The sequence below is a fragment of the Bradyrhizobium sp. Ash2021 genome (assembly GCF_031202265.1).
In the GTDB taxonomy this organism is placed as follows: Bacteria; Pseudomonadota; Alphaproteobacteria; order Rhizobiales; family Xanthobacteraceae; genus Bradyrhizobium.
This window is the reverse complement of sequence record NZ_CP100604.1, coordinates 604,562-616,578: the sequence shown is the minus strand read 5'-3', so window position 1 is coordinate 616,578 and position 12,017 is coordinate 604,562. Positions and strand designations below refer to the sequence as shown.

The window sequence follows — 12,017 nt, the reverse complement described above, 5'->3', positions numbered from 1 at the left end:
CAACGCGGCTCGGCCCGGCTGCCACGCGATTGCGACGAAAACGCAAACGAAAGAAGCGGCGCAGGCAGTCGGGATCGAGCTGCTTTCATTGCCGATCAAAACAGCGAACGATATCTCACCGGCGCTGGCATTTGCACACGACCAACACGCGTCGGCTATCATTGTCGCCGCCGATCCACTGACGGGCGCGAACAATCGCGAGATTGTCGAAAGATGCATATCGCTGAAGTTGCCTGCAATTCATACTTTCCAGTTTGAGGCAAAAAGCGGGGCGTTGATATCCTATGGAATTGATATTGAAGAGAACTATCTCCGGATTGCGGAGTATGCTGACCGCCTTAGCGTCGTGGCGGATGTCCGTTTCCGGGGGTGAAACGGAAGTGACTTGAGCCAGCCGCGACTTCCGCGTTTGTGCAGGTTTTCGGATGCCGGCTTGACGAGGCTATCGACGCGCTCCGACGACCGGCGTCCGAAAAGCGCCAAGGCACGAAATCGCGGGAAGTGGGGCACCGGCGGTGCCGCGGGCGCTATGGAGATTTAACCGCGGTACGTGATTTGAGTGCCGGGTAATTTTTCGAAGGGTGTACTGGCCTCGAAGGGATGCACAACTTTGGCGTTATGGCACGAGTGTTGCACAAGTGGGGAAAGCTCCTTTTGCCTCTTATGTGATTTCAAAGAGTTAGGCGTTGTAAAAAGGTCACGTTCGACAACTTCTGCGCGATCAGCCTTGCGACAGCCATGGAGCATCATAGGGCGAACCAATTTTTGAAGACTGCAACAAACCTCAATTTTGTCCAACCGAAACTGTTTCAACCTACTCGTCAAGATGATCACTGCTTCTCCGATTGCACGGTGTTCGTCATTCAAATTCTTGACGATGCAGATGTGGTCTTCCGCATCTCGGACGCGGAATTTGCGGACGTTCTACGTTTCTACCCGCGGCCACCATGCTCGCAGGCAAGCCGCACCGCCTCAACGGGCGAACTATCGCGCAGCGATTTAGTGCAGTGGCCCTTCGCGTCGTGTTGCACCGCCACACAATCTCGGTCGCTTACAAGGCAAAGCGGAAATCGACAGGCCGCCATCAATCGCAGAGGGCGACGCTCGTGACCCGTAGCCGACCTCGCGCTGCGGACAGACTTCCGTTGCTCCATTGCCAGGCCCTTCTCTTGGCCCAAAATGGATTGCCGGTTCAGAGACTTCATTGCATTGCTGTCGCCGGGCTCAACTCGTCGAGTGAACCATAGTGCGATTGGCGCGCAAGGCTACAGTTTGCGATGTTTGGCGTTCCAGTGCTTCTCAAGATTTACGATAAGCTGGTCGCTAAGATGACAGAACGTCTGCTCGAATGCGTAAGTCGTCAGGTATCTGCGAAAAGCTTCCAGAGGCTCGGTTTGTTGGCGGATTGCCTTGCGGTTGGCTCCAGGACTGACCATTCCCGATCCGATCGCACTTTCCACGCGGCGCGAGACCGCAAGATCCATTTCGTCGGAAGGCACCACTTCATTGGCAATTAGACGGCCCTCCGGCGTGTCGGCGCGAAACGTACGATCGAATAGAAGCGCCTCGCGCGCCAATCGTTCGCCGAGAAGTCGCGGCAACCGCATGTTTGAGGTGCCAGGCAGGAAGCCCTCTTTGCGCGCGGGCAGGCTGAAGTAAGAGCCGGTTTCGGCGATCACGTAATCGGCAACAAGCAAAAGTTGGCAACCTCCGCCGATGGCGAATTTATCGACGACAGCGATCCATAGCTTCTCCAGCGTACGCTCTGGTTCCTCGATCGGCGCATCCAGGCAGTCGGACTCATCCTCGACCAACACACCTCGGTACAGCTTGCTGTGCAGTCCCATATTGCGAAACAAGAACGACAGATAACTCTGTTTTCCCTGGTAGATGCGCGTCAGATTGATCCCCGAGCAAAACACGCGCTGACCTTGGTACTTGGGATGATCTACCACGCTCCCACGCAGGACACCGATCTTAACTTCCGGATGCAGCAACGCCAGATCCGTAGCGATCTCCAGCGGACCGACCACCGTGTCGTCTTCGGAGTTGAGATATCGTTCGTTATGAATGGTTACATGGCCTGCGCGGCCTCTTATCTCGATGCGCGCAGTACCCAGATCGGCGTAACCTCTCTCAACGAACTGCGGTAGCAACTCAAGTGATTCAGTTCGGGGCCGCAACATCGAGCGTATCAAGTGATGCCCTGTCTGTGGATTGGCCATGACCTGGCTAACGTACAGGCCCTGGTGAATCTCAAGACCGTCCTTATCGGCCTGCATGCGATCGCTCTCGGCGACGAGTTCGGCCTGAGCAGGCAGAATGTCAGGCCAGCGCGCTGCGGCCTCCCAAAGAAGCGCATCGACGCGAATGGACCGCGCGCCTTCGCGCGTGAGCTCGCGGTACATCGGCACGGCATGGCGGCGGAAAAATCGCCACGTGGCATCGGCCGTCAGATGAACAATCGCCTCACCGGCCGCTTTCTGCGCCGGTGTCCGCTGCGAGCGCAGCGGCATTCGCGCCAGCAGCGCGCGGCCGTTGCGGATCGCCGTGCGTAAGTCGGCGGCGGTGAGCGTCGCGACAGCGTCGTCGCGAGAGAGCAGGAAAGCCTCGGACTCGGCGCGCGGCAGCGCGGCGGCGAGCACGGGAGAACGCTGTTCGCGGGGGATTGAAAGCATTGGACGCCCTCTGAAAGCATTGGACACCCTCGGAATGAGGCAGGAGTGTAGGGCGAAGGACGCCTGGCGGAAACGAGATATTGTCGCAAAGCCGCCAAAAACTATCGACATCTGGCAAAGGACGGTGCGCGTCCAACAAGTGCAATAATCACTTCCGGTATTGGCCCATCGCGACATATTGCACCGCCACACGACCTCGGTCGTGAACGGGGCATAGCGGAAGTTGACGGGCAGCCATCTATTGCAGAGGGCGACGCTCGTGACCCCAACCCGGACATCATCGACCGGCGTTGTCAACTCACCTCGAAGCCGCTCGCGTCCAATCACAATCCCCATGCCGCTCAAATGTGGTAGAATTTGCTTGCAACTGGCCTGGTATTGCCTGGGAGGCTGCATGCAGAGGCGCGAGTTCATCACGCTCTTTGGCGGCACGACCATAACTCAAGTGGTTTTGCCGCAATTGGCGCGCGCCCAGACGTCGACGAGGCGCCCACTCCTTGCCGTTCTAGGCGCAGTAACGCGAGAAGAATTCCCCGCTTCCTTTATGGAAGGCCTGCGAGAGCTCGGCTATGTCGAAGGTGACAATATCAATGTTGCCTATCGGTTTGCCGATGGCCCTCATGACCGGCTTCCGGTGCTCGCAGAGGAACTGATCCAACTTTCGCCTAAAGTAATCGTGGCTGCGGTCACTCCTGCTGCTGTCGCAGTGAGAAGATTGACCCAAACGATCCCGATTGTGTGCCCATTGCTCGCGAACCCCATTGAACTCGGCTTGATTGCGAGCATGTCCCGACCAGGTGGTAACGTCACTGGCTTAATGTCCCGCATCGATGATCTTGTGGGAAAGCAGCTAGAACTTGCCGCGCAGTTGGTCCCGGCCTTGGTGAGGGTTGGGCTGATCCTAAACGCTGTTGGCGACTTCACCATGGATCGACAAAGACTCGAGATTGGAGCCAAACGGCTGGGCATCAAGTTGGTTTCCGCCGAGGTGCGAGAACCGAATGATCTCGACACGGCATTTCAGCTATTGTCGAACGAGCATGTGCAGGCGGTCGTCGTACTTGCAGGCGCCATGCTCTTCCAAGAGAGGAAACGGGTCGCCGCGCTCGCAGCAACCGCGTGGCTGCCGGCTGTTTACGGCTTCCGTGACCATGTCGATGCTGGGGGTCTAATTAGTTACGGCGTCAACTACGCTGAGAACTTTCGTGCTGCGGCTAATTATGTCGTCAAGATCCTAAAAGGTGCCAAGCCGGCCGACCTTCCGGTCGAGTTTCCCAGCAAACTTGAGTTGGTCATCAACCTCAAGACCGCCAAAGCGCTTGGACTCGAAATCCCACCCACACTTCTAGCCCGTGCCGACGCGGTGATCGAATAACGCGCTGATTGTTGCGCTGCATGAGTCCGGTTCTGTGCAGGTTTTCGGATGCCGCCGTGGTCGCTCTATGTCCGTTGTTGGGGGCAGAGCGGAAAACATATGCTCCCGTTGAGCTTTTCAGCTTTTGACCCAGGCTGTGTGAAAACCTGGTCGATGCTATGATTCTCTTGCTGAATCGGCGGGGGAAGAGATGCGGGGTTTCGTTCAAGGGGTGGATCGCCAGCAGACGACGTTGTTGCCGGAATGCCTCGATGATTGGGTCGACGAGGGCAATTCCATTCGCGCGGTCGATGTGTTCGTGGATGCGTTGGAACTGCGCGACCTCGGGTTCGATGGCGTTGATCCTGCAGCGACCGGCCGGCCGGCGTACCATCCTTCGCCGATGCTCAAGCTTTACATTTACGGCTATCTCAACCGGGTGCAATCGAGCCGGCGGCTGGAGCGCGAGGCTGGCCGTGTGGCCAGCGCGATGATGTCTTGGCGATAATCCACAGTAAAACTGAAAAACGGAACGGTAAAAAAATAGTCGAGGCAGCCAACGGCGATGACGGAAAGGATAACCAAGGAAGGCAAGCTACTCACAAGCGACAACAGAACGATTACAATCAAATAGCTGAACGCGGCTGAGACGAGAGGAACGTCCAACCAAAGGCACAGCGCGGTCAGCACTGCTACCGCGATCAGGCCAAGCAAGAGGTACCCTGCCTCATTCAAGAGTCTTTTGTCTTGACCGCGCATCCTTCCATCCACTTGGGCTACGAAAGAGGCGTAGGGGCGTGCTCGCCACGGAGGGCATGGGCTTCACTGGAAAGCTAGCTGGTCCCATCGGTACCGCAGCCGCATAACCATCCTGCACAGGATGGGCATGTCAATAGCATACCGGCTCTGATGTCCGGTCTCGGCGGTCTGCCCCGGGAGCGTCTGCTTATGGCTCCGAGCCGAAGAAGCTCAGAATTACCCGGATGTCCGCTGTCCCTGGTAGACCTGACTTGCCTTGCGGGCGCCCCGACCGCCGCTCGTGACCCATCTGCGACATTGGAGGGCCCTCCAATAAGGGCAACCCAATGGATACCGCGCACGAGATCGTCGCTACGACTCCTACCGGCAATCGTCGAAGCGGGTGCAGCCGATCACTTGAGATAGCGCGAGGCGCTACTGTCCGAATTCCGTCGCATATCTGCCGGCAATCTCGTTAATTTGCTCCCGAGTCAGTTGCTTTGGCGGTGCGCCGAGGGGATTGCAAGTATCGCGGAAGAAGCCGTCCAGGCCGGGTGGCGCCATGATCCAGAGCAGGAGCAATTCGCGATCAGGATTTGCGAACCCGTGCCAAGCGTTCTTAGGAATGAATATCGTTCCGCCCTTCTTAAACGAGTGTCGTACATCGTTCAGTGTGAAAATTCCGCTGCCTTCCAGAACGTAAAAGGCTTCGTCCATCCGAATATGTCGGTGGATCGGAATGCCTGCACCGACCGGCACCTGCTGGGTCCCCAAGGCGAGATTGTCTGAACGATTGGCCGAGCCGACTTTGATGACGATATTGCCGCCGTCGCGCCAATGAACGAGATGTTCGCCTTCAGTGGCGCCGAGCACATATCCCTGTGGCGCCGCGGCCTTGGCTTCCGTGTTGCTCATGAGGATGATCTCCTCGCAAGGGTTCATCGAGCCTACGTCGAAAACGCGGAGGTGTCGACTTCGGCTGTTCATTCAGAGTTGCCGTACTCGGCAGCGGATGAATAATTTCAGCTTGTTGATTTAAGTCAAATACAGGCGTTCCGCATTGTGTTGTTGACTTACCTATTGCTGCCCACAACGGGACGCCGAACATCGCTCACACTTGATAATAACCAGGGAGGCTCACCCATGCCCACCTATATCTCCTTAATCAACTTCACTCAGAAGGGCGCCGAAGCGATCAAGGACGGGCCCAATCGCCTCGATGCGGCAAAGCAACGCTTCCGCGCTGCTGGTGCCGAATTGAAAGCCTTTTACCTCGTAACGGGCCAATATGATGCTGTGTCAATTATCGAAGCACCGAATGACGAAGTGGTCGCAAAACTCGCCATGGGGACGGCAGCCCTTGGATTTGTACGGACGCAGACTTGTCGGGCATTCACCGAGGACGACTATAAGAAGATGGCTGCATCTTTGTAAGCGAGCCTCATCTCTCAAATACAAAGCCCGGGCCTCGCGCCTGGGTTTTGTTTAACGACGCTTGTCTGCTTTTGGCACTTAACAGACATGGCCACCGCGCCGGCGAATGTCTGCTCTTGGGAGAGTAGCGGGCATCGCTGCAGAATAAACTGAACTATGTTGCAAGCACTCACCCCCTTCAACGTGGGCGTCACGCCACCGCGGCTTTGCCTCCCAGTGTCTGAATAGTCTCGAACCCCTCGAACTGCGGATGCCCAAGGTAGAGCGGTTTGTTGTCGCCCGCCTTGTGATGTGCGGCTCGGAATGCCCTCTGATTTGGTCCACGCTTCAAAGGTGGCACGGTTTTTCCACACCGCGTGTGACGCATACAAGGTGTGATCCTCTGCTTCAGGACCCCTGAGAAGGCGGAACTCTACGAAGCCCGGCACACCTTGTCGAGATGATCGCGTGATCCGCCTCGAAGCCGAGGTCGCGTCTCTCCGGGAGACGGGGGCCCAGGCGGTAACCCAGATCGATGAGATGCGCGAGGTCCTGATGATGGCCAAGGGCGCGCGCTGGCTGACCGTCGCTATCGTCGGCCTGGTCGGTTTGCTGATTGGAATTTCAAGTCAGCTGTTGGCGATCCTCAGCCACTGAAATGAGCCCCCATCGCGATGAGAAGCAGGCCCCCGCGACTAGGGTGGTTTCGCAGCCATGGAACTGCTAGAAAGCAGCCATCATGGAGGCGATTCGAAACAATGCCAAAGATCTCTCAACGCCCGGCGCTGACCGTGGCTCTCTGGCTGCGCGATCGCCTCGCCGTGGAGGAGGTTGCTGTGGATCATGACGGCGCCCTGGAACTGGCAACAGGACCCAACGCCAGATATCTTTGGCTCGCCCGGCGGCTCACCGCAGAACTCGTCACTCTGGATACATAACTTGCTAAAGCCGAAGCGGCTTTGCTGCCAAAATGACAGCGACGAACGCGTAGTGCGAGCTTGTCCCGCAAACCGAAACGGCGCCGCACCCTCGGCCGTCAAGCCACTCGACGTTCTACCCCTGAGTGGTTGGTTGCTGCCGAGCGTTGACTGCGAGGGATTGACCCGTCTTGGTCTCAAAGCAGCTGGTGGCGGCCCACACCAGTCCAAAACCATGATGTACGCTGATCTGGCATCGCTGTTTGCCAGCGGCCAGACCGCCAATCCTGCTGAGGCGATCGTCACAGAGAATCTTCTGGGCAGGCCATCGATCCGTGCTCGGGAAGCAGCATTGTATCGGTTGCACCAGCTATACGGTGTCGGTGGCAAAGACCCGATCTGGCGCGTTCTGCAAGGTCTGTGGAACCTAGAGCACGCCGAACGCCCTTTGCTTGCCCTGCTAACCGCCCTGGCACGCGACCCAATGCTGCGCGCTGGGGCGGCGGCTGTACTGGACGCGTCACCGGGCGAGCGGGTGCGTTGGCCAGCTATCGCGGCGACTTTCGAAGCTGCCTATCCGGGTCGCATCGGCGAGAAGATGGCCAAGTCGCTTGCCCAGAACGCTGCATCGTCATGGACCCAGGCGGGTTTCCTGAAAGGTGCCGTGCGCAAGGAGCGAGTGCGGTTAAATCCCACGCCCACTGTTGCCGCCTTTGCCGCGCTTCTTGCAAGTCTGTGCGGCTTCGGCGGGCAGCGCCTTCTCGAAAGTCGGTGGATGTCAGTTTTGGATCGCCCGATCGAAGAGCGTCTTGCGCTGCTGCGCCAAGCTGAGGGGCTTGGACTGGTCCGTGTGCGAAGTGCAGGTGACGTGCTTGAGGTCGATATCCGTCGCCCAATGGCGGAAATGCTTGGAGTGCCAGAACTTGTCGGTTGAAGACTTGCTCGCGGCTTTCCGCACCCGACTTGCAGTCCCATGGCGTCCCGACGAAGCGGCGGCCGGCCGCGTGTGGATGCTTTGGTACGACAAGGCGCTCGAACGGCGCGTTCGCGGACGCCTCGCCGAATTCCGTCTTGCGGCAGAGCAGTCCGGTAAGGGTTGGCACGAATTCGATCTGGCGCCGGCATTTGGAACATGGGTCGCCGGCCAGCCGTGGTTTGAGCGTGCGGCGAAACGCCCAGCGACTTTGGGCACCGTCCTACCGGACTTCGAGATGCAGCTCATCGATCAGCTTCGCGAGCGGCTAAGCGGATGCGGGTCGAATGATATACTTGCGCTGACCGGGGCGGCTTCCTTGTTCGGCTTCATGCGCGCCTCGACGCTCATCGGCAAGGTGGCCGACGCTATCCCCGGCCGTATGCTTGTGACATTTCCCGGCACCCACCATGGCGGCATCTATCGATTGCTCGATGCCCGCGACGGTTGGAGCTACCTCGCCGTACCCATCCCCTCTTCCCCAAGCGCGTGAGACAACGAATGCTCCTCAACAAAGATGTTCTAGCGCGTGATCCGGCCGATTACCGGCTGGCGGATGGCGGTGTGGCCAAGGTTTCGTTTCCGCCCGACAATGACCAAAAGGCGATTCTGCGCGAACAGCTCCAGACCTTCGTCTGCGAGGGGGCATACGCCGAAGCGCTGCGCCGCATCATCGACACCTTCAACGGTGTCGCGGGCAAACGGGGCGACGTGCCAGCGGTTTGGATCAGCGGCTTCTACGGCAGCGGCAAATCGCTGCTCGCAAGCATGCTTGGCGCTCTGTGGTGCGACTTGCATTTCGACGATGGCGCATCGGCCGAAGGCTTGGTTTCCGATATGCCCGATGACGTCAAGGCGGCGCTCAAGGAATTGCGCACCAATGCGAAACGGTTAGGCGGCCTCGTTGTCGGTGGCAGCACTCTCGGAATGGGGTCTCCGCATCCCGTCAAGGCCGTGCTCGAAGTGATACTTCGGGCTGTTGGCTTCCCCGGAGGCGCCGATCTGCGGCCGTGCCTCGTCGCACTGTGGCTTGCCGAGCAAGGCATCCTTGATCAGGTCCGCGCGCAGCTCGGTTCCGATTTCGAGTCTGCGTTGCGCGCGTTCCTCCTCGAAGATCGACTCGCCGCGGCAGCTCTCTCAGCCAAGTCCAGCCTGGCGCCCGACGTGGACACTCTGATGGATCGTCTGGGCAGCCAATATCAGAACGAGCCAGAGCCGACGGTCGAATTGCTGGTCGAAGTCGCGCTCAAGGCTTTGAGCGAAGGCCGCAAAGAGATCCCGCTGACATTGATCATCCTTGATGAAGTCCAGCAGTTCATCCGCGAAGACCCCAACATCTCCCTAGCCATCCAGACCATCGCCGAGCAGCTCACGTCGAAATTCAAAGGCCGTCTCCTGCTCGTCTGCACTGGCCAATCGGCCCTCAGCGACACCGCCTATCTCGAAAAGCTGCTGGGTCGCTTTTCCATCCCGGTGCCGCTGACCTCCGCGCATATCGACGCTGTAATCCGTAAGACCGTGCTTCTGAAAAAGGATACGACCAAGGCCAAGGCAGACCTCGAAGCGATGTTGAACGCCCGGTCCGGCGAAATCGACAAGCACCTGCAAGGCTCGAGCCTGGCCCGCAGTGAATCCGACCGCGCCCAGGCGAAGGCAGATTGGCCGATCCTCGCGCCGCGACGGCGCGTGTGGGAACGTGTGCTGGCGGAACTTGATAAATCTGGCCTGAGCGGAAATCTGCGCGGCCAGTTGCGGCTGACCTTGGAGGCCGTGCAGCGCTACGCCGATCGCCCCTTGGGCACCGCCGTCGCCACGGATTTTCTATTCGATACGTTCCGGGCTGAAGCGCTGTCGCGCAATCTCATTTCGCGCGACGTGCATGACCGCATCGACACGCTGCGCAGCCAGAGCGGCGAAGGGCTAATGAAGGCCCGCATCCTCACCGTCGTCTATCTGCTCTCGCGCATCGCCGCGGACGTACAGGTCCACGGCGTTCGTCCGACACCGGAAATCATCGCCGACTTACTGATTGAGGATCTGAGCGCGGGCGCAGCGGTCCGAGCCAAGGTGCCGACGCTGCTCGCCGAACTCCAGACCGAAGCCCTCGTCATGGAGGTCAGTGGCGAGTGGCGCCTGCAAACCAAGGAAAGCGCCGAGTGGCTAGTGGCCTATGGCAATGCCGAAGCACGCGAGACCAGCGACGCCAACGCCATTGCCCGGCAGCGCGCCGCATTTCTGCAACTCGCCATCGATGAGGCGCTGGCCGCCGCCCCGCAAGTCCAGCACGGCGCTTCCAAGACAAACCGCCGTATCGAGCGCCTGACCGGCAATGATAAAGCCAGCGGCGACGGGTTGACGCTGCGCATCTGGAACGGCTGGGATGACAGTCTGCCGACGATCATCAATGAGATCAACGGCGCCGACGTGGCCAAGGACGCCACGCTGCATCTGCTCATCCCAGATCACCGCTCACCGGAACTACGCGCCGCCATCATCGCCTATAAGGCGGCCAACGCCGTGATCCAGCGGCAAGGCGTGCCGACAACCGATGGCGGCAAGGACGCCAAGGCGGCGATGGAATCCAAGCGTGACAGCGCCGAAGCCAACGCCAAGCTGATCCTGAAGGAAGCCGTGGACGCCGCGCGAGTTCTCGTCGCTGGCGGCAACGAGGTTGGCGCCGGTCTCAAGCGCGCCGACGCGGTGCGCGAGGCCGGTCTGCAAATGCTCGATCGCCTGTTCCCCGATTTCGGCCCTGGTGACAGTGCGGCCTGGGAGAAGGCCGTCGGCGATGCCAAGAAGCGGATCCCCGATGCTTTGAAAGCCGTTGGCCATGCCGGCGATGCGCAGGACCATCCGGTTTGCAAGGCGCTGCTAAAGGCCATGTCGCCGGCGCAGAAGGGATCGGAGTTGCGCAACCGGTTCGGAGGCCCCCCCTATGGCTGGCCGCGTGACGCAGTGGATGCTGCCCTGGTCGCGCTGTGCAATGTCGGCCAGGTTCGCGCGGTGGGTACGGACGGCAAACCCACCACCCCGGCCGACTTGACGGCGACGCAACTCGGCATCTGTACCTTCACGCCCGAACACCGCGTGATTTCGATGAAAGAGCGGCTGACCGTACGCGGCCTCGCCACTGCGCTCGGCATCACCGTGCCATCGGGACTGGAGAACGAGTATCTGATCACGATCCGCGACAAGCTCGAACAGATCGCGGCGGACGCGGGTGGCGACGCTCCGGTCCCTGCCGCCCCCGAGGTGCCCGATATCAGCCTGCTCCGCGGCATGATCGGCAACGACCTGCTGGCCGAACTCGCGTCCCGTACCGACGGCCTCAAGAAGCTGATTCCGATCTGGCAGGCGCGGAGGGCCGAGAAGGATCGGCGGATGGCCGCCTTCCGGCTGGCGGAGCGTTTGGTGGCACTGGGCGCCACTGGCCAAGAAACGACGCTCTCGGCCATCAAGACCGGGCGGACGCTGCTGGATGAGCCGAACCCAGTCGTGCCGCTGGTGTCGGCCGCGGCCGATGATCTGCGCGCCAAGGCCAACGCGGGCTTCCAAGCCTGGCAAGCGGCCTGGCAGGCGGGCCAGGTCCGGCTGAAAGCCGATGAGGCCTGGGTCAAGCTCAGTCCGGAGAAGAAACACGAATTCCTCGCCAGCCACGGCTTGCTGGAGAGGGCGCCGCCCGATCTTGCGACGCCGGATGAGATTGTCGAAAGCCTCTCCGCCTGCGGCGTTGGCCAATGGCGGGATATTACCCTGGCTTTGCCAGCCCGCGTCGAGGCCGCCTTGCAGGATGCCGCGATCGAAATCGAGCCGAAGACGCAATCCGTTGCCATCCCGCGGCGCACCCTGCGCAGCGAGGCGGATTTGGATGCATGGCTTGGCGAGGTGCGCGCCGCCATCGCACCGAGCCTCGCGCATGGTCCCGTTTTGCCGAAGGCCTGACC

At 59.9% G+C, this 12,017-nt stretch carries 11 protein-coding genes and 2 pseudogenes; 9 read left to right on the top strand and 4 right to left on the bottom strand.

Translation table 11 applies throughout. From position 1 onward, the window contains the following. The first annotated feature begins 88 nt into the window (after positions 1-88). Positions 89-373, top strand: a complete 285-nt coding sequence (locus NL528_RS02980; RefSeq protein WP_309181239.1) for a hypothetical protein — start codon at positions 89-91, stop codon at positions 371-373. Between the two features lie 892 nt (positions 374-1,265). On the opposite strand, the gene NL528_RS02975 is transcribed toward NL528_RS02980, so the two are convergent. Continuing rightward, positions 1,266-2,678 (bottom strand): enoyl-CoA hydratase/isomerase family protein, encoded by a 1,413-nt coding sequence (locus NL528_RS02975; RefSeq protein ID WP_309181238.1) that lies wholly within the window; start codon positions 2,676-2,678, stop codon positions 1,266-1,268. A 394-nt stretch (positions 2,679-3,072) separates the two neighbouring features. On the opposite strand from NL528_RS02975, the gene NL528_RS02970 reads away from it, so the two are divergent. Next, a complete protein-coding gene (locus NL528_RS02970; RefSeq protein ID WP_309181237.1) occupies positions 3,073-4,053 on the top strand; it encodes an ABC transporter substrate-binding protein in 981 nt (326 codons plus the stop codon). A gap of 190 nt (positions 4,054-4,243) precedes the next feature. Next, a pseudogene (locus NL528_RS02965) lies at positions 4,244-4,525 on the top strand (transposase); the annotation flags it as partial. Here the strand turns inward: NL528_RS02965 and NL528_RS46905 are convergent. After that, positions 4,459-4,791: a DUF4118 domain-containing protein gene (locus NL528_RS46905; protein WP_375143979.1), complete on the bottom strand. Its 333-nt coding sequence runs from the start codon at positions 4,789-4,791 to the stop codon at positions 4,459-4,461. The pseudogene NL528_RS02965 and the gene NL528_RS46905 overlap by 67 nt on opposite strands. Positions 4,792-5,205: 414 nt before the next feature. Next, the gene (locus NL528_RS02960) at positions 5,206-5,685 is read right to left on the bottom strand and encodes a cupin domain-containing protein (RefSeq protein WP_309181236.1); all 480 of its coding nucleotides are present in this window, start codon (positions 5,683-5,685) and stop codon (positions 5,206-5,208) included. A gap of 228 nt (positions 5,686-5,913) precedes the next feature. Here NL528_RS02960 and NL528_RS02955 point away from each other — a divergent pair, with 228 nt between their 5' ends. Beyond that, positions 5,914-6,204, top strand: a complete 291-nt coding sequence (locus NL528_RS02955) for a GYD domain-containing protein (protein WP_309181235.1) — start codon at positions 5,914-5,916, stop codon at positions 6,202-6,204. A 190-nt stretch (positions 6,205-6,394) separates the two neighbouring features. Here NL528_RS02955 and NL528_RS02950 read toward each other — a convergent pair. Further along, positions 6,395-6,656, bottom strand: a pseudogene (locus tag NL528_RS02950) (antibiotic biosynthesis monooxygenase family protein). On the opposite strand from NL528_RS02950, the gene NL528_RS02945 reads away from it, so the two are divergent. The 5 genes from NL528_RS02945 (at position 6,652) to brxC (ending at position 12,015) form a co-directional block, all read left to right on the top strand. Then, positions 6,652-6,840: a hypothetical protein gene (locus NL528_RS02945; RefSeq protein ID WP_309185360.1), complete on the top strand. Its 189-nt coding sequence runs from the start codon at positions 6,652-6,654 to the stop codon at positions 6,838-6,840. The pseudogene NL528_RS02950 and the gene NL528_RS02945 overlap by 5 nt on opposite strands. Before the next feature lie 101 nt (positions 6,841-6,941). Beyond that, on the top strand, positions 6,942-7,121 hold the full coding sequence (locus NL528_RS02940) for a hypothetical protein (protein ID WP_309181234.1): 180 nt from the start codon (positions 6,942-6,944) through the stop codon (positions 7,119-7,121). A 160-nt stretch (positions 7,122-7,281) separates the two neighbouring features. Next, positions 7,282-8,034, top strand: coding sequence for a hypothetical protein (locus NL528_RS02935; RefSeq protein WP_309181233.1), 753 nt, complete (start codon positions 7,282-7,284; stop codon positions 8,032-8,034). Further along, positions 8,024-8,566: a hypothetical protein gene (locus NL528_RS02930; RefSeq protein ID WP_309181232.1), complete on the top strand. Its 543-nt coding sequence runs from the start codon at positions 8,024-8,026 to the stop codon at positions 8,564-8,566. The genes NL528_RS02935 and NL528_RS02930 overlap by 11 nt, the downstream gene beginning before the upstream one ends. Before the next feature lie 8 nt (positions 8,567-8,574). Continuing rightward, positions 8,575-12,015, top strand: a complete 3,441-nt coding sequence (brxC, locus tag NL528_RS02925; protein WP_309181231.1) for a BREX system P-loop protein BrxC — start codon at positions 8,575-8,577, stop codon at positions 12,013-12,015. Positions 12,016-12,017: the final 2 nt, after the last annotated feature.